Annotated in this window: 24 protein-coding genes; 22 read left to right on the top strand and 2 right to left on the bottom strand. The window is 57.8% G+C overall.

What is annotated here, in order from left to right; translation table 11 throughout:
• Window positions 1-174: 174 nt before the first annotated feature.
• From ACWF8S_RS09745 to ACWF8S_RS09645, 21 genes are all read left to right on the top strand, one after another.
• Entirely contained in the window at window positions 175-786 is a 612-nt protein-coding gene (locus tag ACWF8S_RS09745; RefSeq protein WP_447553127.1) for a superoxide dismutase, read from the top strand.
• A 467-nt stretch (window positions 787-1253) separates the two neighbouring features.
• Window positions 1254-1475 (top strand): glutaredoxin-like protein NrdH, encoded by a 222-nt coding sequence (gene nrdH / locus ACWF8S_RS09740; protein WP_447528968.1) that lies wholly within the window; start codon window positions 1254-1256, stop codon window positions 1473-1475.
• A gap of 9 nt (window positions 1476-1484) precedes the next feature.
• Window positions 1485-1916: a class Ib ribonucleoside-diphosphate reductase assembly flavoprotein NrdI gene (gene nrdI, locus ACWF8S_RS09735; protein WP_447553126.1), complete on the top strand. Its 432-nt coding sequence runs from the start codon at window positions 1485-1487 to the stop codon at window positions 1914-1916.
• Entirely contained in the window at window positions 1898-4081 is a 2184-nt protein-coding gene (gene nrdE, locus ACWF8S_RS09730; protein ID WP_447553125.1) for a class 1b ribonucleoside-diphosphate reductase subunit alpha, read from the top strand. Before nrdI ends, nrdE begins: the two co-directional genes overlap by 19 nt.
• Window positions 4082-4105: 24 nt before the next feature.
• A complete protein-coding gene (nrdF, locus tag ACWF8S_RS09725; RefSeq protein ID WP_447553124.1) occupies window positions 4106-5077 on the top strand; it encodes a class 1b ribonucleoside-diphosphate reductase subunit beta in 972 nt (323 codons plus the stop codon).
• Window positions 5078-5087: 10 nt separating this feature from the next.
• A complete protein-coding gene (locus ACWF8S_RS09720) occupies window positions 5088-5534 on the top strand; it encodes an NUDIX hydrolase (protein ID WP_447553123.1) in 447 nt (148 codons plus the stop codon).
• A 186-nt stretch (window positions 5535-5720) separates the two neighbouring features.
• Window positions 5721-7643 carry a threonine--tRNA ligase gene (gene thrS / locus ACWF8S_RS09715; RefSeq protein ID WP_447553122.1) on the top strand — a complete coding sequence of 641 codons (1923 nt, stop codon included), beginning with the start codon at window positions 5721-5723 and terminating at the stop codon, window positions 7641-7643.
• A gap of 60 nt (window positions 7644-7703) precedes the next feature.
• Entirely contained in the window at window positions 7704-8195 is a 492-nt protein-coding gene (infC, locus tag ACWF8S_RS09710) for a translation initiation factor IF-3 (RefSeq protein WP_404345643.1), read from the top strand.
• Between the two features lie 79 nt (window positions 8196-8274).
• The gene (rpmI, locus tag ACWF8S_RS09705) at window positions 8275-8469 is read left to right on the top strand and encodes a 50S ribosomal protein L35 (RefSeq protein ID WP_009724291.1); all 195 of its coding nucleotides are present in this window, start codon (window positions 8275-8277) and stop codon (window positions 8467-8469) included.
• 44 nt (window positions 8470-8513) lie between these two features.
• On the top strand, window positions 8514-8867 hold the full coding sequence (rplT, locus tag ACWF8S_RS09700; protein WP_447553121.1) for a 50S ribosomal protein L20: 354 nt from the start codon (window positions 8514-8516) through the stop codon (window positions 8865-8867).
• A gap of 218 nt (window positions 8868-9085) precedes the next feature.
• Window positions 9086-10105, top strand: a complete 1020-nt coding sequence (pheS, locus tag ACWF8S_RS09695; RefSeq protein ID WP_447553120.1) for a phenylalanine--tRNA ligase subunit alpha — start codon at window positions 9086-9088, stop codon at window positions 10103-10105.
• Between the two features lie 26 nt (window positions 10106-10131).
• On the top strand, window positions 10132-12510 hold the full coding sequence (pheT, locus tag ACWF8S_RS09690; RefSeq protein ID WP_447553119.1) for a phenylalanine--tRNA ligase subunit beta: 2379 nt from the start codon (window positions 10132-10134) through the stop codon (window positions 12508-12510).
• Window positions 12511-12567: 57 nt separating this feature from the next.
• Window positions 12568-12867 (top strand): integration host factor subunit alpha, encoded by a 300-nt coding sequence (locus tag ACWF8S_RS09685; protein ID WP_447553118.1) that lies wholly within the window; start codon window positions 12568-12570, stop codon window positions 12865-12867.
• Window positions 12868-13100: 233 nt separating this feature from the next.
• Window positions 13101-13562: a flavodoxin domain-containing protein gene (locus tag ACWF8S_RS09680; protein WP_447553117.1), complete on the top strand. Its 462-nt coding sequence runs from the start codon at window positions 13101-13103 to the stop codon at window positions 13560-13562.
• The gene (locus tag ACWF8S_RS09675; RefSeq protein WP_447553116.1) at window positions 13563-13949 is read left to right on the top strand and encodes a hypothetical protein; all 387 of its coding nucleotides are present in this window, start codon (window positions 13563-13565) and stop codon (window positions 13947-13949) included. It abuts the gene before it with no gap.
• Between the two features lie 170 nt (window positions 13950-14119).
• Window positions 14120-15466 carry a trigger factor gene (gene tig / locus ACWF8S_RS09670; protein ID WP_447553115.1) on the top strand — a complete coding sequence of 449 codons (1347 nt, stop codon included), beginning with the start codon at window positions 14120-14122 and terminating at the stop codon, window positions 15464-15466.
• Window positions 15467-15539: 73 nt separating this feature from the next.
• Complete coding sequence (gene clpP, locus ACWF8S_RS09665) at window positions 15540-16157, top strand: ATP-dependent Clp endopeptidase proteolytic subunit ClpP (protein WP_447553114.1); 618 nt, start codon at window positions 15540-15542, stop codon at window positions 16155-16157.
• A gap of 75 nt (window positions 16158-16232) precedes the next feature.
• Entirely contained in the window at window positions 16233-17513 is a 1281-nt protein-coding gene (gene clpX / locus ACWF8S_RS09660; protein WP_447553113.1) for an ATP-dependent Clp protease ATP-binding subunit ClpX, read from the top strand.
• Between the two features lie 220 nt (window positions 17514-17733).
• A complete protein-coding gene (gene lon / locus ACWF8S_RS09655; protein ID WP_447553112.1) occupies window positions 17734-20154 on the top strand; it encodes an endopeptidase La in 2421 nt (806 codons plus the stop codon).
• Between the two features lie 186 nt (window positions 20155-20340).
• Window positions 20341-20613 carry an HU family DNA-binding protein gene (locus ACWF8S_RS09650; RefSeq protein WP_007114333.1) on the top strand — a complete coding sequence of 91 codons (273 nt, stop codon included), beginning with the start codon at window positions 20341-20343 and terminating at the stop codon, window positions 20611-20613.
• A gap of 111 nt (window positions 20614-20724) precedes the next feature.
• Window positions 20725-22545, top strand: coding sequence for a SurA N-terminal domain-containing protein (locus tag ACWF8S_RS09645; protein WP_447553111.1), 1821 nt, complete (start codon window positions 20725-20727; stop codon window positions 22543-22545).
• Between the two features lie 98 nt (window positions 22546-22643).
• On the opposite strand, the gene ACWF8S_RS09640 is transcribed toward ACWF8S_RS09645, so the two are convergent.
• Entirely contained in the window at window positions 22644-23423 is a 780-nt protein-coding gene (locus tag ACWF8S_RS09640; RefSeq protein WP_447553110.1) for a UDP-2,3-diacylglucosamine diphosphatase, read from the bottom strand.
• Window positions 23424-23436: 13 nt separating this feature from the next.
• Window positions 23437-23934: a peptidylprolyl isomerase gene (locus ACWF8S_RS09635; RefSeq protein ID WP_447553109.1), complete on the bottom strand. Its 498-nt coding sequence runs from the start codon at window positions 23932-23934 to the stop codon at window positions 23437-23439.
• A gap of 186 nt (window positions 23935-24120) precedes the next feature.
• Here ACWF8S_RS09635 and ACWF8S_RS09630 point away from each other — a divergent pair, with 186 nt between their 5' ends.
• Window positions 24121-25800, top strand: a complete 1680-nt coding sequence (locus tag ACWF8S_RS09630) for a glutamine--tRNA ligase/YqeY domain fusion protein (protein ID WP_447553108.1) — start codon at window positions 24121-24123, stop codon at window positions 25798-25800.
• Window positions 25801-25802 lie beyond the last annotated feature (2 nt).

Raw genomic sequence — 25802 nt, 5'->3', positions numbered from 1 at the left:
TTTTTATTGCTTGTATATTAGATAAAGCCCTGCTTGTTAGCTAAAGTGCTAGGGGTACGCAGCGCCAGGAAGCGTTTGCGTTTTAAGTAAAATCTTGCCTGGACAGTTGAAAACAGTAGGTCGTGACCGCACCTACTCAGGTGAACATCGAAAGTCACTCAAGGAGACGATGACATGGCACATACACTACCCGAACTGCCGTATGCCTACGACGCACTCGAGCCGAGCATTGATGCGATGACAATGGAAATTCACCATTCGCGTCACCACAATACCTACGTGACCAACCTCAATGGTGCTCTGGAAGGGACCGGGCTTGAAGACCTGTCCATCGAAGAGCTGGTGACCAACCTGGATCGCGTACCCGAAGCCAAGCGTCAGGCCGTTATCAACAATGGTGGTGGTCACGTCAACCATTCCATGTTCTGGCAGATGATGTCACCCAATGGCGGTGGCCAGCCCCAGGGCGACGTGGCCAAGGCCATCGACAGTGAGCTGGGCGGGCTCGATACCTTCAAGGAAGAATTCAAGAAGGCTGCGGTAGGCCGTTTCGGAAGTGGCTGGGCGTGGCTCAGCGTCACACCGGAGAAAAAGCTCGTCGTGGAGAACACTCTCAATCAGGATAGCCCGCTGATGCACGGCAACACGCCGCTTCTGGGTCTGGACGTATGGGAGCATGCCTACTACTTGAAGTATCAGAACAAGCGTCCGGACTACATTGCCGCCTTCTTCGACGTCGTCAACTGGGAAGAAGTAGAGCGCCGCTATCAGGCCGCTATCGCCTGAGACAATGCTCGCGAGATAGATGCTTGCTAGATAGAGACGCTTGAAGCGTCACGAAGAAAAGCCCGGCTTATGGCCGGGTTTTTTTGTCTGTGGACAACGCCTTTCTTGGTGATGAATACACGACTACCTCACCCGGGTATCGAGGCAATTGTATATCAATAAATCCATCCAGCCCGTGTCAAGACGTATCGAATCTGGCTGATTCGGCGCTGACAATCCGCCTTTCAAGGTGCTTTTCAAAGTACTTTTGCAGGTACTTTTGAAAGTGCTTTTAGAGGGGCTTTACCCCAGGGCCGCATGGCTATGCAGGGTATAGTTTGTCAATAACCTGTGGATTAAAAAATACTAGATATGCTTGAATTGATTTTGTGGTGGTCTATATATAGTATTCACGGTCTATTTAGACGGGGTCGGGCGCATCATGTGCTCTAACCCAAAAATGCCGCTATGAAAAGGAAAAAATAGCCATGGCCATCCAGATTTATAGCAAGCCTGCCTGCGTTCAGTGCACCGCCACCTACCGTGCGATGGACAAGCAGGGAATCGAGTACACCGTGATCGATATCACCGCCGAAGACGGCGCGCAAAAAGAAGTCGAAGCGCTGGGCTATCGCCAATTGCCGGTGGTGGTGGCAGGTGACGATCACTGGTCGGGTTTTCGTCCGGATCGTATCCAGGCGCTTGCATAATCCGCGGCCATGCTAACGGACGTACACGCACCGTTGGCTGGCACGCTGGTGTATTTTTCCACCAGGTCAGGCAACACCCATCGTTTTGTAGAAAAGCTGGGGCTATCGGCCCATCGGTTGCCGATCAACCGTAACGACCCGGTGCCCCGTATCGAGACGCCTTTTGTACTGATCACGCCTACCTATGGTGGGGGCGGCGTCGAAGGGGCGGTACCGGGTCCGGTGATCCGCTTTTTGAACGATGAGCACAACCGACGCCTTATACGAGGCGTCATTGCCGCTGGCAATACCAATTTTGGCGAGGCTTACGGACTGGCGGGGCGCATTATCGCGCAAAAGTGCCAGGTGCCGCTGCTTTATCGATTTGAGCTTTTGGGCACCGACGATGACGTCGCCAGGGTTCGCAAAGGAGTAGAAGAGTTTTGGAAACGACAAACGTAGCGACGACCAACGTGTCTGAAACGAAAAAGCCCTCTGCGGAGGCGGCGCAGCCGCGTACGCTGGATTATCATGCGCTGAATGCCATGCTGAATCTTTACGGCGCCAACGGCGAGCTTCAGCTCGACAAGGACCGTGAAGCGGCGCGTCAGTACTTCTTGCAGCACGTCAACCAGAACACGGTGTTCTTCCACTCGCTGGAAGAGAAACTCGACTATCTGGTGGAAGAGGGCTACTACGAAGCCGAGGTGCTCAACCAGTACGCGCCAGCCTTCGTAAAAGCGCTGTTCGAACAGGCTTACGCCTACAAGTTCCGTTTCCCGAGCTTTCTGGGCGCGTTCAAGTACTACACCAGCTATACGCTGAAAACCTTTGATGGCAAGCGCTATCTCGAGCGCTACGAAGACCGTGTGTGCATGGTGGCGCTCACGCTTGCCCGGGGCGAAGAGGCGCTTGCCAAGTCCTTGGTCGATGAAGTGATCAGTGGACGCTTTCAGCCGGCCACGCCGACGTTCTTGAATTGCGGCAAGCAGCAGCGCGGCGAGCTGGTGTCGTGCTTTTTGCTGCGCATCGAAGACAACATGGAGTCGATCGGCCGCTCGATCAACTCGGCGCTGCAGCTCTCCAAGCGCGGTGGCGGCGTGGCGTTTCTGCTCAGCAACATTCGCGAATCCGGCGCACCCATCAAACGTATCGAGAACCAGTCTTCGGGCATCATTCCAATCATGAAGCTTCTGGAAGACGCCTTCTCCTACGCCAATCAGCTAGGTGCACGTCAGGGCGCCGGGGCGGTGTATCTCAACGCTCACCACCCGGACATTCTGCGCTTTCTGGACACCAAGCGCGAAAATGCGGACGAGAAGATCCGGATCAAGACGCTCTCGCTCGGCGTGACGATTCCGGACATCACGTTCGAGCTTGCCAAGCGCAACGATGACATGTATCTGTTCTCGCCCTACGATGTCGAGCGGGTCTACGGCAAGCCGTTTGGCGATATCAGTGTGTCCGAGAAGTACCACGAGATGGTCGCGGACGCGCGCATCCGCAAGCAGAAAATCAACGCCCGGGCGTTTTTCCAGGTCCTGGCCGAGCTGCAGTTCGAGTCCGGCTACCCCTACATCATGTTCGAAGACACGGTGAACCGGGCCAATCCGATCGCCGGGCGTATCAACATGAGCAACCTCTGTTCGGAAATCCTTCAGGTCAACACGCCGACCGAGTACGACGAAAGCCTGAACTACAGCAAGATCGGTCAGGACATCTCCTGTAACCTGGGCTCGATGAACATCGCCAAGGTGATGGACTCCGGTGATATCGGCAACAGCGTGGACATCGCGATTCGCGGTTTGACCGCGGTTTCCGAGATGAGCAATCTCAAGAGCGTGCCCTCGATTGCCGAAGGCAACGCCCAGTCCCGCGCCATCGGCCTTGGGCAGATGAACCTGCACGGTTATCTGGCCCGCGAGCATATCTACTACGGCTCCGAAGAAGGGTTGGACTTTACCAACCTGTACTTCTACTGCGTTGCGTTTTACGCCATTCGCGCCTCGAATCAGCTGGCCATCGAGCACGGCGATACCTTTGCAGGCTTTGAAGACTCCACCTACGCCTCGGGTACGTTCTTCGACAAGTACGTCAATGAGTCGTGGCTGCCGAAAACCGAAAAAGTACGCGGACTTTTCGAGCGTAGCGGTATTGCACTGCCTACTCAGCAGGACTGGGAGGAACTCAAGGCCTCGGTCATGGCGCACGGGCTTTACAACCGTAACCTGCAGGCCGTGCCGCCCACCGGCTCGATCTCCTATATCAACAACTCCACCTCCAGTATTCACCCGGTGGCGGCGAGAATCGAGATTCGCAAAGAGGGCAAGCTTGGCCGCGTCTACTACCCGGCGCCGTTTCTGAGCGAGGCGAATTTCGGCTACTTCCAGGACGCCTACGAAATCGGCCCTGAAAAGATCATCGATACTTACGCCGAGGCGTCCAAGCACGTGGATCAGGGGCTTTCGCTGACCCTGTTCTTCCCGGATACCGCCACCACCCGGGATATCAACAAGGCTCAGATTCACGCCTGGCGCAAGGGTATCAAGACGCTTTACTACATTCGCCTTCGCCAAAGTGCCCTGGAAGGCACCGAAGTCGAAGGCTGCGTCTCCTGCACGCTGTAACCACGTAATGAAAGAGATCATTTGATGATTACCACGCAACGCTTATCACGGGTCGACGCCGTTAACTGGAACCGCCTGCAGGACGACAAGGACCTGGAGGTCTGGAACCGTTTGACCAGCAACTTCTGGCTGCCGGAAAAAGTGCCGCTTTCCAACGATATTCAGTCGTGGAATACGCTGACCCAGCAGGAAAAGCAGCTGACCATTCGTGTATTCACGGGGCTGACGCTGCTGGATACCATCCAGAGCAGCATCGGTGCCCCGGTGTTGATGGAAGATGCGCGCACGCCTCACGAAGAGGCGGTGTACACCAACATCGCCTTCATGGAGTCGGTACACGCGCGCTCCTACAGCTCGATCTTCTCGACGCTTTGCACCACTCGCGATGTCGACGACGCATTTCGCTGGAGTGAAGAGAACGCGATGCTGCAGGCGAAGTCCGAGTTGATTCTTGAGCGCTATCGCTCGGATGATCCCTTGATGCGCAAGGTGGCCAGCGTATTTCTGGAATCATTTCTGTTCTACTCGGGCTTTTATCTGCCCATGTACTGGTCGAGCCACGCGAAGCTGACCAATACGGCGGATCTCATTCGTCTGATCATTCGCGACGAAGCGGTGCACGGCTACTATATCGGCTACAAGTTCCAGCAGGCCCTTGGTGAGGCAACGCCGGAGCGCCGGCAGGCGGTCAAGGATTACGCCTACGAGCTGCTTTTAGAGCTTTATGACAACGAGGTGCGCTACACCGAGTCACTCTACGACGCGGTAGGGCTTACCGAGGACGTGAAAAAGTTCCTTCACTACAACGCCAACAAGGCGCTGATGAACTTGGGTTACGAGCCGCTGTTTCCAAGCAGCGTCACCGACGTGGACCCGACCATCATGGCGGCACTTTCACCCAACGCCGATGAGAATCACGATTTCTTCTCGGGCTCGGGCTCGTCCTACGTGATTGGCAAGGCCGTGGCTACCGAAGACGACGACTGGGCGTTTTAAGGCCGTTTCGATGAGCGAGCGAGCAAGGAAGAGTGCATCGGACAAAGCGCCTGAAAACACCACGACGCTGCGCATCGCCGCTGCGTTGATGAGTAACGGGGCGGGTGAGCTCTTGCTGGTGCGAAAGCAGGGGAGCCGCTACTTCATGCAGCCCGGCGGCAAGATCGAGCAGGGTGAATCCGCCGACCGGGCGCTTTTTCGCGAGCTGGAAGAAGAGCTTGGCCTGCACGTCGACCGAAAACGTCTGACGCGTCTGGAGACCGTTCGCGCAGTGGCCGCCAACGAGGCGGATACGTGGATCGAAGCCGAGCTTTTCAGTGTGACGGTGGATGAAAAGGTTGTGGCGGCGGCGGAGATTGCCGAGGTGGCATGGGTCTGCCTAGAGCAGGCCGAAAGGCTGTGTCTTGCGCCGCTGAGTCGTGACTATGTCCTGCCCTGGGCGAGACGCAACCTCTGATCGCGACAACGTCACATAAAGCGGGAGCCTGGCTCCCGCTTTATGTTTTTGCTCGAAAAAAAATCTGCTAGGCTACGCGACTGCCCGATGGGCAAGCCGCGCCTAGGCGCCGGACAAGACACCCCAAGCCATTGATAGCGAAACGTGATCCCTGGTATGGATCACCACTGCGCTCAAGGAATCACCATGCCCATTGTGACACTGCCCGACGGCAGTCAACGAACGTTTGAAGAACCCCTCTCCATCATGGCGCTCGCAGAGTCCATTGGCCCTGGTCTGGCCAAGGCATGCGTGGCGGGAAAGATCGATGGTGTGCTGGTCGATGCGGCCGACATGATCGAGCGTGACGCTGACGTTGCGATCATTACCGCCCGCGACCCGGAGGGGCTCGAGATCATTCGCCACTCCAGCGCGCACCTGATTGGGCATGCGGTCAAGCAGCTTTACCCCGAGGCCAAGATGGCCATTGGCCCGGTGATCGAGAACGGCTTCTACTACGATATCGATTTCGGCCGCTCCGTGACGCCGGATGACCTCGAGACGATCGAGAAGCGCATGCAGACGCTGATCGAGCAGGAGTACGACGTCGTTCGCGAGTACGTCGACCGTGACAAGGCGATGGCCACCTTCGAGAGCCGCGAGGAGCCCTACAAGCAGGAGATCATTCGCGATATTCCCGAAGGCGCGGCGATTCGTCTTTATCACCACGAAGAGTACACGGACATGTGCCGTGGCCCGCACGTGCCCAATACGCGCCACCTGAAAGCCTTCAAGCTGACCAAGCTTGCCGGTGCCTATTGGCGCGCGGATGCCTCCAACGCCATGCTGACGCGCATCTACGGTACCGCCTGGGGCGACAAGAAGCAGCTCAAGGCTTACCTCAAGCGCCTGGAAGAAGCCGAAAAGCGCGACCACCGCAAGCTTGCGCGCCGCCTCGATCTCTTCCACATGCAGGAAGAGGCGCCGGGCATGGTGTTCTGGCATCCCAACGGCTGGGCGCTTTGGCAGCAGGTCGAGCAGTACATGCGCGGCGTCTACAAGGCGGGCGGCTACCAGGAAATTCGCTGCCCGCAAATCATGGACGTTTCGCTGTGGAAGAAGTCGGGTCACTGGGACAACTACGCCGACGGCATGTTCTTTACCGAATCCGAAAAGCGCGAGTACGCCCTGAAACCGATGAACTGTCCCGGGCATGTTCAGGTGTTCAACTCGGGCCTGCGTAGCTATCGCGAGCTGCCGGTGCGCTTTGGCGAGTTCGGCGGTTGCCACCGTAACGAGCCCTCCGGCGCGTTGCACGGCATCATGCGTGTGCGTGCGTTCACCCAGGACGATGGTCACGTCTTCTGTACCGAAGCTCAGGTCGAGCCGGAAGTGACCAGCTTCCACCGTCAGGCGCTGAAGGTGTATCAGGATTTCGGGTTCGACGATATCGCGATCAAGATCGCCCTGCGCCCGGAAAAGCGTATCGGCAGCGATGATGTCTGGGATCGCGCAGAAGATGCGCTGCGCGGCGCCCTGAAGGCCTGCGATGTCGAATGGCAGGAACTTCCCGGCGAAGGCGCGTTCTATGGCCCCAAGATCGAGTACCACATGAAGGACTGCCTGGGCCGTGAGTGGCAGGTTGGTACCATGCAGGTCGACTTCATGATGCCCGAGCGTCTGGGCGCGCAGTACGTGACCGAAGAGGGCGAGCGCAAGCCGCCGGTCATGCTTCACCGGGCAATCGTGGGTTCCATGGAGCGCTTCATCGGTATCTTGATTGAACATTATGCCGGCGCTATGCCATTATGGCTGGCACCCGAGCAAGCGGTCGTGATGAATATCACCGATGCGCAGCGTGATTACGCGCTCGAATTAGAGAAACGCTTGCAAAAAAGCGATCTTCGCGTCAAGGCAGACTTGAGGAACGAGAAGATCGGCTTTAAAATCCGTGAGCATACGTTACAGAAAATTCCCTATCTTCTTGTGGTCGGAGATAAGGAAGTCGAAGCTGACTCAGTGGCCGTGCGAACTCGCAGCGGCGAAAACCTCGGAACGATGACGGTCGATGAGTTTATCGAGCGTGTATCCAACGAGCGAGCAGCCCTGGCGACATCGTCAATTGCCTAAGGAGACAGAGCAATCAAGCGAAGCAACCAGCGCGGGCGTCCAGCAGACAAACGCCCCCCAATGAACGAGCGAATTATCGAAGAAGAAGTCCGTTTGATCGATGCAGAAGGTGAGCAGTTGGGTGTCGTGCCCACCACCGAAGCATTGGAGCGGGCAGAAGCTGCCGGTCTGGACCTCGTACAAATTTCCAATGCCGACCCCATTGTTTGTAAAATAATGGATTACGGTAAATTTGTTTTTGAGACGAAGAAGCAAAAAGCGGCTCAAAAGAAAAAGCAAAAGCAGATTCAGGTGAAGGAAGTCAAGTTCCGGCCTGGCACCGACGAAGGCGATTATCAGGTGAAGCTCAAGAACCTGACGCGCTTTCTGGAAGGTGGTGACAAGGGTAAGGTCACTTTGCGTTTTCGGGGTCGCGAAATGGCGCACCAGGACATCGGCCGCAAGCTGATGGAGCGGATCGCGGCAGACCTTGAAGAGATCGGAGCGGTGGAATCCTTCCCGAAAATGGAAGGCCGCCAGATGATCATGATTCTTGCCCCCAAAAAGAAGTGATTCAGAGGCGTTGTCAACGGGTCAGCGCTGCGCTGACCGGCCCTGGGTTTTCTAAAAAACATCGAGCGGAGTTTTTCTCATGCCGAAAATCAAGAGTAACAGCGGCGCTGCCAAGCGCTTTAAAAAGACTGCCAACGGCTTCAAGCACAAGCAGTCTTTTCGTAGCCACATCCTGACCAAGAAATCGACCAAGCGTAAGCGTCAACTGCGCGGCATGAAGCAGATTCACGCATCAGACAAGGCGCTGATCCAGCGTATGTTGCCGAACCTGTAAGTCGTTTTTTTGAAGCCATTCTAGGTTAATGTCAGGAGTGTGTTATGACCCGAGTTAAGCGTGGCGTAGTTGCCCGTCGTCGCCATAAGAAAGTACTGAAGCAGGCCAAGGGTTACTACGGTGCCCGTTCGCGTGTCTTCCGTGTTGCCAAGCAGGCCGTCATCAAGGCCGGTCAGTATGCTTACCGCGACCGCCGTAACCGCAAGCGTCAGTTCCGTGCTCTTTGGATCCAGCGTATCAACGCTGGCGCCCGTGTGAACGGCATGTCTTACAGCCGGTTTGTTGGCGGTCTTAAAAAGGCCGGTATCGAAATCGACCGTAAAGTATTGGCCGATCTGGCAGTACACGAGAAGGCGGCATTCGCGGCTATCGTGGAAAAAGCCAAGGCTGCCCAATAAGGTTTTAAGCGTTACTTGGCTTAAAACCCGCGTGGTCATTTCAGTGTGACCCATACAGGGGAAGAGCAGCCGCTCTTCCCCTGTTTTTTTGTCACCGAGGTTGGATTTGGCAAAGCGGTGTTTCTTGAAACAATGGTTGCCAAGCCATGTTTTCCAGAAACATGCCTTCCCAAAGCTGCGCCTTGTTGGATCAAACCGCTTAATTCGGAGTGTAACGGATGGACCACCTGCCTACGCTGGTATCACAAGCTCGCGACGCCATCCAGGCCGCGCAGAGCGTTTCTGCGCTCGATGAGTTGCGAGTTCGCTATCTGGGCAAGAAGGGTGAAGTCACTGCCCTGTTGAAAGGGCTTGGCAAGCTTGCAGCCGAGGAGCGCCCGGCTGCAGGCGAGCGTATCAATCAGGCAAAGCAGACCCTGGCTGGTGAAATTGATTCAAAGCGAGCCGCCCTTGAAAGCGAAGCGCTGAATGCGCGTCTGGCGGCGGAAAAGATTGACGTGACGCTGCCCGGACGCGGCCAGGCCAGTGGTGGCCTGCACCCGGTCACACGTACTCTGGAGCGTATTGAAGGGCTTTTTACCCGTATTGGTTACGACGTGGCCGTGGGGCCGGAAATAGAAGACGACTACCACAACTTCGAGGCGCTCAACATTCCTGCCCATCACCCGGCCCGAGGCATGGCGGATACGTTCTATTTCGATGCCACCCGGCTTCTGCGTACCCACACCTCGCCGGTTCAGGTGCGTACCATGAAAGAGAGCGAACCGCCCATTCGCATCGTCTGCCCGGGTCGGGTATACCGTAGCGACTCCGATCTCACCCATACGCCGATGTTTCATCAGGTCGAGGGGCTGTTGGTCGACGAGGGCGTAAGCTTTGCCGACCTCAAAGGTACTATCGAGGATTTTCTTCAGGCATTTTTCGAACGCGACGATCTGATGGTCCGTTTTCGGCCCTCCTACTTTCCGTTCACCGAGCCCTCTGCCGAAGTGGATATCCAGTGCGTCATGTGTAGCGGAAATGGCTGCCGGGTCTGCTCGCACAGCGGTTGGCTCGAGGTAATGGGGTGCGGCATGGTGCACCCGGAAGTCTTCAGGCACTCGGGTATCGATCCCGAACGCTATACCGGCTTCGCCTTCGGCATGGGTGCCGAGCGCCTGGCGATGCTGCGTTATGGCGTCAACGATCTGCGGCTGTTCTTCGAGAACGACTTGCGCTTTTTACGTCAGTTTGCCTAACCACGCCGCCATAAACAGGAACGAGCATGAAATTTTCAGAACAGTGGCTGCGTGATTGGGTATCCCCGCAGCTTGAAACTCGGGCACTTGCCGACCAGATTACCATGGCGGGGCTTGAAGTCGACGCCATCGAGAACGTCGCTTCCGCCTTCGAGGGCGTGGTAATAGCCGAGGTGATGGCTAAAGAGCCTCATCCGGATGCCGACAAGCTCAACGTTTGTCGAGTGAACGACGGCACCGGCGAAGTGCAGGTGGTCTGCGGGGCGCGCAACGTGGCCGTGGGGCAGCGGGTGCCCTTTGCCCAGGTGGGCGGGGTGCTGCCGGGAGACTTCAAGATCAAGAAGGCCAAGCTTCGCGGCGTCGAGTCCTTCGGCATGATCTGTTCTGCCTCCGAACTCGGTCTGGAAGAGGAGACCTCCGAGGGGATTCTTGTCCTGCCGGCAGATGCCCCGATAGGCGTAAGCGTTCGCGACTACCTTATGCTTGATGACGCCACCATCGAGGTGGATCTGACCCCCAATCGCGGTGATTGCCTGAGCGTGAAGGGTCTGGCTCGAGAAGTAGGCGTGCTCAACCGCCTGCCGGTCACCGAGCCCGATATTACCCCGGTCGATGCAAGTATCGAGCAGCGCTTTGCGGTGCATGTTGAAGCGGCCCAGCAGTGTCCGCGCTACGTATCCCGGGTGATCGATGGGGTTGATCTGACCGCTCAGACGCCGCTCTGGATGGTCGAGCGTCTGCGCCGCAGCGGCGTGCGTGCCATCGCCCCGGCTGTCGACGTCACCAACTACGTGATGCTCGAGCTCGGTCAGCCGCTCCATGCCTTTGATCTTGATAATCTTCAGGAGCAGATCGTGGTGCGCATGGCCGCTCAGGGCGAGCGCTTGACGCTGCTGGACGGCCAGGACATCGAGCTGCGTCCGGATACCCTGGTGATTGCCGATGCCTCGGGACCGCTGGCCATGGCCGGTGTGATGGGGGGAGAAGCCTCCGGTGTGAGCGCCAGCACCCGTACCATCTTCCTCGAGGCCGCCTACTTCACGCCGCTGGCCATTGCCGGCCAGGCGCGTTCCTACGGGCTTCATACCGATGCATCGCACCGCTTCGAGCGCGGCGTCGACCCGGCGTTGACCATTGAGGCGATCGAGCGGGCCACAAGGCTCTTGATCGATATCTGTGGGGGCTCGGCCGGGTCTGTCTGTGAAACCCGCAGCGAGACGCACCTGCCGAGCGCACGCACCATCGTGCTGCGCGAAGCGCGCCTGACGCAGACGCTTTCCAAGACGCTACCGGTGAATGACGTAACCGATATTCTCGACCGGCTGGGGCTCAAGACATCGCCGGCGGGTGAGGGCTGGCAGGTCGAGGTGCCCAGCTGGCGCTTTGATATCGCCATCGAAGAGGATTTGATCGAAGAGATCGCTCGAATTCATGGGTACAACAATCTGCCGGTACGCCGCCCGGCGGCGCGGCTGGCACTTCGTCCGGCGAACGAAGCCAGGGTCACCCAGGCCCGGCTTCGCCACCAGATGGTCGCCCGGGGTTATCAGGAGGCCGTGACGTACAGCTTCGTCGCACCCGAACTTCAGGCGGTCATTTTGCCCGAAGCGGTTTCCCCGACGCTTGCCAATCCCATTTCGGCAGATCTTTCGGTCATGCGGGCAAGCCTCTTCCCGGGGCTGATTCGGGCGCTCGAGCATAACCTCAATCGACAGCAAAGCCGTGTGCGTTTGTTCGAAACGGGGCTGGTGTTCAACGGCGAGCTCGATTCGCTTGCCCAGACACCCATGATGGGCGCGCTTGTCTGCGGCCCTCGTGAGGCAGAAGGCTGGAGCAGTGCCAAGAGTGCCGTCGACTTCTTCGATTTGAAAGGCGACCTCGAGAGCCTTCTGGCTCAAGGTGGTAATCTGGATGCCTGGCGCTTCGAACCCGCCGAGCACCCGGCGCTTCATCCGGGCCAGAGCGCACAGCTTCTACACCACGACCGGCCCGCCGGCTGGATTGGCACGCTGCATCCCCGGGTGCGGGCTTCCTTGGGTCTGAAAGTCGATGCGGTGCTTTTCGAAGTGCGTCTGGACGCCTTGAGCGAAGGCGTGATTCCTTCGTTCGAGCCGTTGTCACGCTATCCGGAAGTGCGTCGCGATCTTGCTTTCACCCTGGATGAGCAAACCCCGGTGCAGGCGCTTCTGGACTGCGTCAGTCGTGAGGCGGGGGAGTACCTGCAAAGTCTCAAGCTGTTTGACGTCTACGCTGGTAAAGGCGTGGAACCTGGCCAGAAGAGTATTGCGTTGGGCTTGACCTGGCAGCATCCATCGCGCACGCTAAATGATGATGAGATCAATCAGCGGGTGGATTCAATCGTGGCGCAGGCGGGGGCCATGTTGAACGCCCAGTTGCGCGGCTGACAGGGGTCGGCTGCGAAGGATCTTCCTGGCAACGGGTTTGCGACAAGGAGAAGGGATATGGGGGCGTTGACCAAAGCGGAGCTTGCAGAGCATCTACATACGGAACTCGCGCTTTCCAAGCGGGAAGCAAAAGCCATGGTAGAGGCATTCTTTGAAGAAATTCGTGCCTGCTTGCGCGAAAACGAGCAGGTCAAGCTTTCGGGCTTTGGTAATTTCGATCTGCGCGACAAGCGTGAGCGCCCCGGCCGAAATCCCAAAACCGGCGAGGAGATCCCGATTTCCGCCCGACGCGTGGTAACCTTTCGCCCCGGCCAGAAGCTCAAGCAGCAGGTCGAGCACTTCACCAGCACGCAATAGCGGCGGGTCGAAGGCAAGAAGGGCCAGGTAGAGGCGTCCATTGCAGGCCGAATGTTAAAGAGCGCTCCTTCAAGGGAGCGCTTTTTTTGGGCCGTAGCCAATGTTGAAAGCCGCCACTTCCGGCAAGGAAGGGGCTCGATGCATGCGCAGGATGCTCAAGTCGTGTTAATATTTGAGCAAATTCATCAAGTATTGGGGGCGTGCGCCCTGCAATCGGATATAGGAAATCGATGATGCCTCAGCTCAATATTCTTGTTGGCACCATGTACGGTGGCGCGCTGGATGTGGCGGAGCAGGTCAAGCCGCTTTTCGAGGCAGCCGGGTACGCAGTCGAGATCAAGGAGCAGCCGTCACTTGAAGATATCGAAGGCGAGGCCGGTCTGGCGCTTTTTTGCGTCTCTACCACGGGTAGCGGCGATTTCCCCGGTAATTTTGTACCCTTTGTACGCAAGCTCAAGGACCAGACGCCAGCGCTGACCTCGCTGCGCTATGGGTTGATTGCACTTGGCGACAGCTCTTACGGCGATACGTTCTGTGGCGCCGGCCGGGCACTGGATGCGCTACTCGAGGATCTGGGGGCCAAGCGTCTGGGCGAGCGTCTGGAGGTAGATGCAATGGAAACCTTCATGGCTGATGATGCTGCCGTTCCCTGGGTGGAAGAATGGATCGTCGACCAGTCGCTCAAGGTTGCCTGAATGCAAGGGGTGAGTTCTCCTGAGCGGGTCAGCGTGGCCATCGGTCTGTGTATCGTCATGCTTTCGGTCATTCCGCGCTACATGGCCGGGGGTTTCGAGACCCGCCAGACGCTTTTGCTCATCGCCGTGGTGCTGGTGGCTGGCGCCACCGTGTTTCACTGGCGCATGCTTTCGAAGGCTTCCCGGCAAAGGCTGCCTTCATTGCTCAAGCGTCTGGCAGTCATGCTTGCGTTGGGTGGCGCCCTGATGGGGGCCTGGCATGGTTTGATGACTGACTGGATCAGTTGGCAGCGCTTTATCTCGCACGCCACCACCTGCGGACTGCTGCTTCATGCGGCAAGTCTTGGCTGGCAGCCAAATGCTGACGTGTCAAATAATCAGGGGTGAAGAGCCGGCGGGCGCAACGGCCAAGATTTTCGCTTGAACTCCCTTGTAATTACCAAGCGCGCCCCCATCTTGCGAGCATGGTGCTTGCCACTATGCGCCGGGGTTCTTAAAATTGCCCCTTGAACATTTATATGCACTCAACACAATGCCCAGCCGCTAGAGGACAATTCATGCAAGTTTCTGTCGAGACGACCTCCCCCATCGAGCGCCGCATCACCATTCAGGTACCGGCCGCCGACATCGACGAGGCCGTCAGCGCTCGCTTGAAAGACACCGCGAAAAACGTTCGTCTGAACGGTTTTCGCCAAGGCCGGGTACCCATGGCCGTTGTACGCCAGCGTTACGGCGACAGCGTTCGTAGCGAAGTGGTGGGTGAAGTCATGCGCGAACGCTACGTGCGCGCGATCACCGATGAAGGGCTGAACCCGGCGGGCTTCCCGCAGATCGAGCCCAAGGTCAATGAAGCGGGCAAGGACTTCGAGTTCGTTGCGGTCATGGAAGTCTACCCGCAGGTCGAGCTTAACTCGATCGAAGGTACCGAAGTTGAGCGCCCCGTGGTCACCGTCAGCGACAGTGACGTCGACGAGATGATCGAGACGCTTCGCAAGCAGAACGCCGAGTGGCAGGAAGATGACAAGGCTGCCGAAGACGGCGATCAGGTCACCATCGATTTTCAGGGCTTTCTGGGTGACGAGCCGTTCGAGGGTGGAAGCGCGGAAGGTCATTCCCTGGTGATTGGTTCCAACAGCTTCATTCCCGGGTTTGAAGAGCAGCTGATCGGCGCGAAGGCCGGTGATGACAAGACGTTGACCGTGACGTTCCCGGATGATTATCAGGCAGAACATCTGGCCGGCAATGAAGCCACTTTCAAGGTCAAGGTTCACAAGGTCAGCACTCAGAAGCTTCCAGAGGTAGATTCGACGTTCTTCGAGCGCTTCGGCGTTGAAGACGGGGACGAGACCAAGTTCCGCGCCGAAATCAAGAAGAACATGACCCGTGAAGCCTCCCAGGCGGTCGATAACCGCGTGAAACAGCAGGTGCTCGACGCGCTGAAGAAGGTCAATGAAATTTCCGTGCCGAACGCACTGGTTCAGCAGGAAACCGACGGCATGAAGCGCCAGGCCGCTCAGCAGTTCGGCCTGGGTGAAGATTTTGACGTCAGCCAGCTGCCTAACGAGCTTTTCGAAGAGCAGGCCAAAGGCCGCGTGCAGGTAGGTCTTCTGCTTGCCGAGGTCATCAAGAGCCATGAACTCGACGCCGACGATGCCGCCATCAAGGCCAAGGTAGAAGAGCTGGCCGAGCAGTATCAGGATCCCAGTGAAGTGGTCGAGTACTACATGGGCAACGATGAGCTCAAGACTCAGGTCAAATCCGCTATTCTTGAAGAGAAGGCGGTCGACAAGCTTCTGGAGCAGGCGATTGTCAAGGATGTCGAAATGACCTATCAGCAGGCGTTGGCAGCAGCCCAGCAGCAGGCTGAACAGGGCGAGGAAGAGGGCGAAGAGTCTAACGCCTGAGTTTCAAGCCCTGGGCAATCTCGTGGCGCACCCCGGTGCGCCTTTCCCTTAGCGGACGCAAGGAATCACCCGAATGAGTGAGTTTGATATTCAAAACGCCGGCGGTTTAGTGCCCATGGTGGTTGAGCAAAGCGCCAAAGGGGAACGAGCTTACGATATTTATTCGCGGCTTTTAAAAGAGCGCGTCATTTTCCTCGTCGGGCCGGTGGAAGATTACATGGCCAACCTGGTCGTGGCGCAGATGCTCTTTCTCGAGTCCGAGAACCCGGATAAAGATATCCATCTTTATATCAATTCCCCCGGCGGTTCGGTGACGGCAGGCATGTCGATCTATGACACCATGCAGTTCATCAAGCCCGATGTCTCCACGGTATGTATCGGCCAGGCGGCAAGCATGGGTGCACTGCTTCTGACGGCAGGTGCGGCGGGCAAACGGTACTGTCTGCCCAACTCGCGCGTCATGATCCACCAGCCGCTGGGCGGTTATCAGGGTCAGGCGTCGGATATCGAGATCCATACGCGGGAAATCCTGGGGATTCGTGAAAAGCTGAACCAGATTCTTGCCCATCATACGGGTCAGGATCTCGAGAAAGTCGCCCGCGATACCGACCGCGACAACTTCATGAGTGCCGACAAGGCCAAAGAGTATGGCCTGATCGACGCAGTGCTGGATAAGCGGCCTACATCCTGATAGCGTAACCGGATCCCCGCTTTTCCAACGAGCTTTCCAGGCGGCGAAAGCCGCCGCAGTGATAGAGGTACGCCAATGGCCGACGGCAAAGGCAAGGATGAAGGTGGCAAACTGCTTTACTGCTCGTTTTGTGGAAAAAACCAAAACGAAGTTCGCAAGCTGATTGCCGGCCCGTCCGTATATATTTGCGATGAGTGTGTCGATCTGTGTAACGACATCATTCGCGAGGAAGTTCTCGAAGCCGATGCCGAGAGCGATGAGGAGCGGCTGCCTACGCCTCGCGAAATACGTTACACCCTGGACGACTATGTCATCGGACAAGACCGCGCCAAGATGGTGTTGTCAGTAGCGGTATACAACCACTACAAGCGTCTGAAAACAGAAGTGCGTGAAAGCGATGTGGAACTGGGTAAATCCAATATCCTGCTGATTGGACCGACCGGTAGCGGCAAGACGCTGCTGGCCGAGACCATGGCGCGGCTGTTGAACGTGCCTTTCACTATTGCGGATGCCACGACGCTCACCGAAGCAGGTTATGTGGGCGAGGATGTGGAAAACATCATCCAGAAACTTCTGCAAAAGTGCGACTATGATGTCGAGAAGGCCGAGCGCGGTATCGTCTATATCGATGAAATCGACAAGATCTCGCGCAAGTCCGACAACCCCTCGATTACCCGTGACGTTTCCGGTGAGGGTGTACAGCAGGCACTGCTGAAGCTCATTGAAGGCACCACGGCATCTGTGCCGCCTCAGGGTGGACGCAAGCATCCACAGCAGGAGTTCGTGCAGGTCAACACTGCCAATATCCTGTTTATCGTGGGTGGCGCCTTTGCCGGGCTGGACAAGGTCATCCGGGATCGCGCAGAGAAAGGGGGCATCGGTTTCAATGCAAGCGTCAAGAGCAAGGAGTCCTCTCGCGGTGTGGGTGAGCTTCTGGCGGACGTCGAGCCCGAGGATCTGGTCAAGTTTGGTCTTATTCCCGAGTTCGTGGGTCGCCTGCCGGTCATTGCCACGCTGACCGAGCTGACTGAAGACGCGTTGATTCAGATTCTGACCGAGCCCAAGAACTCGCTTGTCAAGCAGTACGCCAAGCTCTTCGAGATGGAAGGCGTCACACTCGAGTTTCGTGAGGAAGCGCTCAGAGCCGTTGCCGTCAAGGCAATGGAGCGCAAGACCGGCGCCCGGGGGCTGCGTTCGATTCTTGAGTCGGTACTGCTCGACACCATGTACGAGATCCCCTCGCTCGAGGATGTCAGCAAGGTGGTGATTGATGAGTCGGTCATAGCGGGTGAAAGCCAGCCGCTACTGATCTATTCCAATCAGCAGAAGGCCCGCGTAGACGGGACCGACGGCTAGTCGCGCCTCGCCCGGCCTTGGTTTTCTATTAAGCCAATTCAAGGGGTCGCCTAGGCGACCCCTTGTTGTTAGCCGGGCCGTTAGCCAAGATGCGACATCCGGCCCCTACCATCACGCGAACCAGCGGCTGACGTTACCTGGCCGCGTCTTCCATATTGTTAAGCGCTTTCAAGTAGCAATGCTTGATCGAACGCTTATCCGATTTTGAGGAACGTCTGCGATGCAGCAGAACGCCGATCAGACACAGTGTCTACCCATGTTGCCTCTGCGCGACGTGGTTGTTTACCCGCAAATGGTGATTCCTCTGTTTGTGGGACGGGAAAAGTCTATCCAGGCCCTTGAAGCGGCAATGGAGGCGGACAAGCGCGTGCTCCTGGTAGCTCAGCGCGAAGCCTCCCAGGATGAACCCGACAACGAAGATCTTTATCGCATGGGGACGGTGGCTGACATCATGCAGCTGCTGAAACTGCCCGACGGTACGGTCAAGGTGCTGATCGAAGGCAACTTCCGCGCTGATGTCGTAAAGATCGACGAGAATGAGGATGGCTACACTCAGGCGTACCTGACGCCGCGTGAAAGCGAGCCGCTTACCAGTCGTGAACAGGAAGCGCTGGTACGTGTGCTGCTCAATCAGTTCGAGCAGTACGTCAAGCTCTCCAAGAAGGTCCCCAACGAGGTCTTGAGTTCGCTTTCCGGCATCGAAGACCCCAGCCGGCTGGTGGACACCATCTGCGCGCATCTGTCGCTGAAGATTGGCGACAAGCAGGAGCTTTTGGAGATGGATCGCGTGCGCGATCGCATCGAGCACCTGATGGCGCTGATCGAGTCCGAGATCGATCTGCTCCAGGTCGAAAAGCGCATCCGCTCGCGGGTCAAGGAGCAGATGGAGAAGACCCAGCGCGAGTACTATCTCAATGAGCAGATGAAAGCCATCCAGAAAGAGATGGGTGAGCTTGACGATGTGCCCAACGAGGCTGAAAAGTACGAGCAGGCGATCAAGGAATCGGGCATGCCCAAGGAGGCCTCCGAGAAAGCCACACAAGAGCTCAACAAGCTCAAGATGATGGCGACCAACTCGGCAGAGGCCACCGTGGTACGCTCCTATCTGGATTGGCTGATTGCCGTTCCCTGGAAAAAGCGTACCCGAGTCAAGCATGATCTCGTCAAGGCGCAACAGGTGCTCGATGAGGACCACTACGGCCTTGAAGAGGTGAAGGCGCGTATTCTTGAGTACCTGGCGGTACAAAAGCGCGTCAAGAAGATGAAAGGCCCGGTACTTTGCCTGGTGGGCCCGCCCGGCGTGGGCAAGACGTCGCTGGGGCAATCCATTGCCCGGGCTACCAACCGCAAGTATGTGCGTCTGGCCCTTGGCGGCGTGCGTGATGAGTCCGAGATACGCGGCCATCGCCGTACCTATATCGGTTCGTTGCCGGGCAAGCTGATGCAGCGCATGGCGCGCGCCGAAGTGAAAAACCCGCTGTTCTTGCTTGATGAAGTCGACAAGCTCGGCATGGATCATCGCGGCGACCCCGCCTCGGCGCTACTGGAGGTGCTCGACCCGGAGCAGAACAACAGCTTCAGCGATCACTACCTGGAACTCGACTACGATCTTTCCGAGACGCTGTTCATCTGCACGGCGAACTCGATGAACATCCCCGGTCCGCTTCTGGATCGTATGGAGATCATTCGTCTGCCGGGTTACACCGAGGATGAGAAGCTGGCGATCAGCAAGCGCTACCTGTTGCCCAAGCAGCTGGGCGCCAACGGTCTGAAGCCCGACGAACTCGCGCTTGAAGACGAAGCACTTTTAGAGCTCGTTCGCTACTACACCCGCGAGGCGGGCGTGCGCGAGCTCGAGCGCCAGATCGCCAAGGTATGCCGCAAGGTACTGCGTGAGCGTGTCGAGGCCGAGGTAAGTGCCGGCAAGACCGATAAAGCGCCCCTGCAAACCCTCAAGGCCGAGGATATCGAAACCTACGCCGGGGTCCGCCGCTACAGCTACGGTCTGGCCGAGCAGGAAGACCAGGTTGGCCGTGTGACCGGGCTGGCCTGGACCTCTGTCGGGGGCGAGATTCTCAATATCGAATCGGTGGTGACACCGGGCAAGGGACGCGTGAACAAGACGGGCTCGCTGGGTGATGTCATGAAAGAGTCGGTCAGTGCTGCTCATACCGTCGTGAAGGCGCGGGCTGCCGCCTTTGATATCGACCCGCAGCGTTTTGAAAACGAAGACCTGCATATCCACGTGCCCGAAGGCGCAACGCCCAAGGACGGCCCGAGTGCCGGGGTGGCCATGGTGACGGCAATGATTTCCGCCTACACCAATCGTCCGGTGCGCTGCGACGTAGCGATGACCGGCGAGGTGAATCTGCGGGGCGAAGTAATGCCCATTGGCGGGCTAAAGGAGAAATTGCTGGCAGCGCGCCGGGGTGGTATAAAGACCGTCCTGATCCCTGAGGAAAATCGTCGTGATCTCAAGGAAGTACCGGATAATATCAAAGGAGCACTTGATATTCGCCCGGTACAATGGATAGATGATGTATTGACGGTCGCGCTGGCCGATGAATCGGCCCTGGGGGCGGGAACGCTCAAAAACGCCGATCCATCGTTCAATGCCAGCACCGTTGCCAGCACGCATTGAGTAGCAAGGCCCGAAGAGGCTTTCATTGACAAGGAGCGTTCGGGCCATGAGGGCCCGGCGCTCAAGACTGGGTCGCTTGACAGGGGTTTCAAGGCATTGCTATAAAACGCAGCTATGCTTTGAGGTTGTACCAGCCGGTGACCGCGCCGTTCAGAGCCATTTTTCGAAACATTTAAGGGGTGAAGTGTGAATAAGTCCGAGCTGATTGAAGCTATTGCCGCGTCTGCAGATATTCCGAAAGCAGCGGCAACCCGCGCATTGGATGCCATGGTGGAGTCTGTCACCGATAGCCTCAAAAAAGGCGAAAGCGTTTCACTGGTAGGTTTTGGTACGTTTGCCATCAAAGAGCGTGCAGCACGCACGGGTCGTAACCCGCAGACGGGCCAGCCGATCCAGATCAGCGCTGCCAAGGTGCCCAGTTTCAAGGCCGGTAAGGCGCTGAAAGACGCCGTCAATTAATTGGCTCGCGTTGCCGTAGCGTAATGGGCGCATCGCTTAGGCGATGCGCCCATGTTCTTTTAAGGCCCTGTTGACGGGCGCGACAAATGGCTGTGACGATCTGAGGCAAGCATGCTGCAAAGTATTCGAAATGGTTCCCGAAGCTGGGGGGCCAAAATCATTATCGGGATCATGGTCGCCGCCATGGCGCTGTTTGGGGTGGAGTCGCTGTTCAGCGCCTTCGGTCGCGATCCCAACCAGGTGGCGAGCGTGAATGGTGAGCCCATCCTGCGCCAGCAGGTGGAGCTTGAGGTTCAGCGCGCGCTTCGTTCCGGCCAGGTACCGCCCGAACAGGAGCGCGCTGTTCGAAACGAGGTGCTTGATCAGCTCATTACCCAGGAGCTGCTGGGTCAGTATGCCGAAGAGGGCGGTTTTTACCTCTCCGATGATCAGCTCGATCAGGTGATTGTCACCCTGCCGGAATTCCAGGACCAGCAGGGTCGTTTCAATGCCGATATCTTTCGCAACCAGCTTTCCCGGGCCGGCTATACGCCGCTTGCATTTCGTGAAGAGCTCAAGGGCGATTTGAAACGTCGCTACCTGCAGCAGGGCATCGCCCAGAGCGATTTCAGCCTGCCCAACGAGCGTGAGCGTGTCATTGCTCTTCAGAACCAGCAGCGCAGCTTTCGCTATGTGATGCTGGATGGCAATGGCATCGATTTCGAGCCCAGTGTCACCGATGACGAGATTCAGGCGTATTACGATACCCACCCGGAGCGCTTCGAGCGAGCCGAGCAGGTTCAGGTGGAGTACGTGGTGATCGATCGTCAGGAGATGGCCGAAGGGGTCGACGTTGATGAAGAGACCCTTCGTGATACCTGGCGGGCGCAAAGCCAGACCAGCGACCGGCGGGTGTCCCATATCATGGTGACGTTTGGCGACGAGCGCAGCCGTGACGAGGCTCAGGCGCGTGCCCAGCAGGCGTTGGACGATATACAAGGCGGCGCCTCTTTCGAGGATGCGGCGCTGCGCTACTCTGACGATACCGCCAGCGCCGAGCAGGGCGGCGATCTGGGCGTTATCTCTCGAGGAATCATGGGTGACGCGTTTGACGACGCCGCATTTCGTCTTTTCGAGGGCGAAACCTCACAACCTGTCGAGATGGGGGATGCCTTCCACGTGCTTCAGGTGACCGAGGTCGAAGGGCTCAGCTATGAAGAGCAGCGCGAAACCCTGGCTCATACTGCAGCACTCAATGAAGTCAACGACACGTTCAACCGTCAGGTGCAGCGCTTGATCGATGAAAGTTTTGCCGCGGATGACCTGCAGAGCGTGGCCGATGATGTGGGGCTGACGCTCCATCAGACGGACTGGATCGCGCAGGGTGAAGGGGCGGGTGTGCTCTCCGAACCCGGCGTCATGAACGAAGCCTTCACCGATGATGTGCTCGTAGAGGGATACAACAGCCAGGTGATCGAGCTAGACGATGATCGCCGCATGGTGTTGCGCGTGGCGGATCATCGCGAGGCGACGCTACTGCCCCTGGACGATGTGCGCGAAGAGATCGAAGGCTATGTAGCCGCCGCGCAGCGTCAGCAGGCCCTGCAGCAGGAAGCCGAGCGGCTGGTTACCATGCTGCGAACGGGTGAGACAGTGGATATCGACTGGCAGCAGGCAAGCGATGTTTCACGCCAGGGCCCCACTACACTGCCGGCAACGCTGGTGGACGGTGTCTTTCGTATGGCGCGCCCAGAGGAAGGTACGAGCCGTTACACGTTCGTGACGATGCCTTCCCGGGTCAGCGTGGTCGCGCTGGATAGCGTGACACAGGGGGGCGAAGATGACACCCAGGCGGGCGACTTTGTCGCCCAGATCAGTGAACAGCTGCGCGCTCAGGCGGCCGTTGACGGGTTGATCGCATCGCTCAGGGCCGAGGCGGATATCGAGCGCTGAGACCGTCATGGCTGGTTCAGCCAGACAGAACCGGGCCAGACGAAATGGCACAAGAAAAAGCCGATCCCAGGATCGGCTTTTTGTGTCTGACGCTCGGTTCAGACGGCTGAGGGGGGGCTTTCCAGTGAGAACTGGCGAAGCTCGGGCTTGGCAGAGCGGCCCTCGGTCCGCTCGATCACGATGTCCCAGCCCTGCGCCACGCTCCAGTCTCCCAGCACGAAACGCTGGGCGGGCACACCCTCGACGGTCAGGTCGTGAACCTGGGGGCGGTGGGTGTGGCCGTGAATCATCACGCTCACTCCGAAGTGACTCAGCAGGGCTGTCACCTCACCGGGGGTGACATCCATGATCGCCTCCCCTTTGTCCGAGTTGGCGGTGTCCGACTCAAGGCGCAATCTCTTGGCCAGGGCGAGCCGCTCCTGCAGGGGCATGGCTAGAATCTGTGTCTGCCACTGAGGGTTTCGTGACTGGGCGCGAAACGCCATATAGCTCTCATCCAGAGTACACAGGCTGTCCCCATGAAGCAGCACAAGAGGCAGGCCCTGAAGCTCGACCTCGTGTACATCGGGCAATAGCGTGGCCCCACAGGCGTCGATGAAACGCCTGCCCAGAAGAAAGTCGCGGTTGCCGTGCTGGAAGTAGATCGTAGTGCCCGCCTCGCCCAACGCACGCAGGCGCGTGATGACTTCCCCGGCCACGGTACTGATGGGGTGAGGGGTATCAAGTACGTCGTCGCCAATCCAGGCATCGAACAGGTCACCCAGAATGTAGAGCGCATCCGCCCCCTGGGCGGTGTGCTCAAGGTAGCGGTAAAACCCCTGATTGATGGAAGGGGTCTCACCGCTTAGATGCGTATCGGCTACCAGCAGAGTGCGCATAAGGCTCCCGGATTCAGTCTTCTTTTACGTAAGCGCGCTCGATGATGACATCCTCGGCAGGAACATCGGCATGCATGCCGCGCCGCGTGGTGCTTACGCCCTTGATGGCGTTCACCACCTCCATGCCGTCGACCACTTCGCCAAACACCGCATAGCCCCAACCCTGCAGATTTTTACCGCTATGGTTCAAGAAGCTGTTGTTGCCCACATTGATGAAGAACTGGGCGGTGGCCGAATGCGGGTCCTGGGTGCGCGCCATGGCCAGGGTGCCCACGGTGTTTTCCAGACCGTTGTCGGCTTCATTCTCGACAGGATCACGGGTGGGTTTTTGCTCGAAGGATTGGTCAAATCCGCCGCCTTGCACCATGAAACCGTCGATGACCCGGTGAAATAGCGTGCCATCGTAGAAGCCGTCGCGTACATACTGCTCGAAGTTGGCGGCGGTATTGGGTGCCTTGTCATAGTTGAGCGCGATAGTGATGTCGCCAACGTTCGTCTGTAATACGATCATAGATAAATTCCTGTTGAATAAAGGCGTTCGCCTTGGCGCTGTGCATCGGCGTCGCGTTATAATAGCTGTTTTGCCCGGCGTCGCGAAGCGCAAAGGCTTTTAACCTAGGTGCTAATCGCCTATGTACTAACAGCCTAGGTGCTAGCCGACCGGCACGCCATCCACTGTGAGGTTATCGACACCACCATGACCAATGAGACCACCAAAGCGCCGAACTTCATTCGCAACCAGGTAAGCGACGAGATCGAAAGCGGGCAGGTCACCAGTATCGTGACCCGTTTCCCCCCGGAGCCCAACGGCTTTTTGCACATTGGCCATGCAAAATCGATCTGTCTGAACTTCGGGTTGGCGCAGGAACTGGGTGGTGACTGCCATTTACGTTTTGACGACACCAATCCCGCCAAGGAAGAACAGGCCTATATCGACGCCATCAAGGAGGACGTGGCATGGCTGGGCTTTGAATGGGCGGGGCAGGTGCGCTTTGCATCAAGCTATTTCGAGCAGCTCTACACCTGGGCGCAACATCTGATTCGTGAAGGCAAGGCTTACGTTGACGACCACTCCCCGGACGAGATCCGCGAATACCGCGGCACGCTGACCGAACCCGGCAAGCCAAGCCCATATCGCGAGCGCAGTGTTGACGAGAACCTGGATCTTCTGGAGAGGATGCGCAAGGGCGAGTTCGGCGAGAGTGAGAAGGTGCTGCGCGCCAAGATCGATATGGCCTCGCCCAATATCAACCTGCGTGACCCCATTCTCTATCGCATTCGCCATGCAAGTCATCACCAGACCGGCGACGCCTGGAAGATCTATCCCTCTTACGATTTCACCCATGGGCAGTCGGACGCGATCGAAGGCGTCACTCACTCGATCTGTACACTGGAATTCGAGGATCACCGTCCGCTTTACGAATGGTTTTTGAACAACCTGCCGGTGCCCAGCAAGCCGCGCCAGATCGAGTTCGCCAGGCTCAATCTCAACTACACGCTCACCTCCAAGCGCAAGCTGAAGCTTCTGGTGGACGAGAAGATTGTCGAAGGCTGGGACGACCCACGTATGCCCACCATTTCAGGCATGCGTCGGCGCGGCTACACGCCTGCCTCGATTCGCAAGTTCTGCGAGATGATCGGAGTTACCCGTGCCGATGGCGGTCTGGTCGATATTGCCATGCTGACCCACGCGATCCGCTCGGACCTGGAAGACAACGCGCCGCGCGCCATGTGCGTTATGAAGCCGCTGAAAGTGGTACTGACCAATGTCGACGAAGGGTTTGAAGAAGTTTACGAGGTCCCTGGTCACCCCGCCCGTGATGATATGGCGCTGCGCCACATTCCTCTCACCCGCGAGCTCTACATCGATCAGGACGATTTCATGGAGGATGCCCCCAAGAAGTTCTTCCGTCTGGCGCCGGGTAAGGAGGTTCGCCTGCGCAACAGTTACGTGATTCGCTGCGACGAGGTCATCAAGGATGACGTCGGCGAGATTGTCGAGCTTCACTGCTCGGTGGACTGCGATACCCTGGGCAAGAACCCGGAAGGGCGCAAGGTGAAAGGCGTGATTCACTGGGTCAGCGCGACGCATGGCATCCCCATGGAGGTCCGTCTGTACGACAATCTCTTCATGGTGGAGCAGCCCGATCGTGACAAGGACGCCGACTTCCTCGATCACCTGAATCCCGACTCCCTGGTGATCTGCCAGGCCATCGGTGAACCGAGCCTGCGTGATGCCGCGCCAGAGGCCCGCTTTCAGTTCGAACGGGTGGGCTACTTCTGCGCGGATCGCCACCTTTCAACCCCGGACAAGCTGGTCTTCAACCGCACCGTGGGCCTGAAAGATACCTGGGCGAAAATTCAGCAGAAGGGGTGAGG

The sequence above is a fragment of the Vreelandella xerophytica genome, assembly GCF_968048975.1.
Note: the sequence above shows the minus strand (reverse complement) of the source record. Positions and strands in the feature narration are given on the sequence as shown.

What these genes read in the sequence shown, in the direction of transcription:
- ACWF8S_RS09745 (WP_447553127.1), top strand. Translation starts at nt 175, where the DNA reads ATGGCACATACACTACCCGAACTGCCGTATGCCTACGACGCACTCGAG.
- nrdH (WP_447528968.1), top strand. Translation starts at nt 1,254, where the DNA reads ATGGCCATCCAGATTTATAGCAAGCCTGCCTGCGTTCAGTGCACCGCC.
- nrdI (WP_447553126.1), top strand. Translation starts at nt 1,485, where the DNA reads ATGCTAACGGACGTACACGCACCGTTGGCTGGCACGCTGGTGTATTTT.
- nrdF (WP_447553124.1), top strand. Translation starts at nt 4,106, where the DNA reads ATGATTACCACGCAACGCTTATCACGGGTCGACGCCGTTAACTGGAAC.
- ACWF8S_RS09720 (WP_447553123.1), top strand. Translation starts at nt 5,088, where the DNA reads ATGAGCGAGCGAGCAAGGAAGAGTGCATCGGACAAAGCGCCTGAAAAC.
- thrS (WP_447553122.1), top strand. Translation starts at nt 5,721, where the DNA reads ATGCCCATTGTGACACTGCCCGACGGCAGTCAACGAACGTTTGAAGAA.
- infC (WP_404345643.1), top strand. Translation starts at nt 7,704, where the DNA reads ATGAACGAGCGAATTATCGAAGAAGAAGTCCGTTTGATCGATGCAGAA.
- rpmI (WP_009724291.1), top strand. Translation starts at nt 8,275, where the DNA reads ATGCCGAAAATCAAGAGTAACAGCGGCGCTGCCAAGCGCTTTAAAAAG.
- rplT (WP_447553121.1), top strand. Translation starts at nt 8,514, where the DNA reads ATGACCCGAGTTAAGCGTGGCGTAGTTGCCCGTCGTCGCCATAAGAAA.
- pheS (WP_447553120.1), top strand. Translation starts at nt 9,086, where the DNA reads ATGGACCACCTGCCTACGCTGGTATCACAAGCTCGCGACGCCATCCAG.
- pheT (WP_447553119.1), top strand. Translation starts at nt 10,132, where the DNA reads ATGAAATTTTCAGAACAGTGGCTGCGTGATTGGGTATCCCCGCAGCTT.
- ACWF8S_RS09685 (WP_447553118.1), top strand. Translation starts at nt 12,568, where the DNA reads ATGGGGGCGTTGACCAAAGCGGAGCTTGCAGAGCATCTACATACGGAA.
- ACWF8S_RS09680 (WP_447553117.1), top strand. Translation starts at nt 13,101, where the DNA reads ATGCCTCAGCTCAATATTCTTGTTGGCACCATGTACGGTGGCGCGCTG.
- ACWF8S_RS09675 (WP_447553116.1), top strand. Translation starts at nt 13,563, where the DNA reads ATGCAAGGGGTGAGTTCTCCTGAGCGGGTCAGCGTGGCCATCGGTCTG.
- tig (WP_447553115.1), top strand. Translation starts at nt 14,120, where the DNA reads ATGCAAGTTTCTGTCGAGACGACCTCCCCCATCGAGCGCCGCATCACC.
- clpP (WP_447553114.1), top strand. Translation starts at nt 15,540, where the DNA reads ATGAGTGAGTTTGATATTCAAAACGCCGGCGGTTTAGTGCCCATGGTG.
- clpX (WP_447553113.1), top strand. Translation starts at nt 16,233, where the DNA reads ATGGCCGACGGCAAAGGCAAGGATGAAGGTGGCAAACTGCTTTACTGC.
- lon (WP_447553112.1), top strand. Translation starts at nt 17,734, where the DNA reads ATGCAGCAGAACGCCGATCAGACACAGTGTCTACCCATGTTGCCTCTG.
- ACWF8S_RS09645 (WP_447553111.1), top strand. Translation starts at nt 20,725, where the DNA reads ATGCTGCAAAGTATTCGAAATGGTTCCCGAAGCTGGGGGGCCAAAATC.
- ACWF8S_RS09640 (WP_447553110.1), bottom strand. Translation starts at nt 23,423, where the DNA reads ATGCGCACTCTGCTGGTAGCCGATACGCATCTAAGCGGTGAGACCCCT.
- ACWF8S_RS09635 (WP_447553109.1), bottom strand. Translation starts at nt 23,934, where the DNA reads ATGATCGTATTACAGACGAACGTTGGCGACATCACTATCGCGCTCAAC.
- ACWF8S_RS09630 (WP_447553108.1), top strand. Translation starts at nt 24,121, where the DNA reads ATGACCAATGAGACCACCAAAGCGCCGAACTTCATTCGCAACCAGGTA.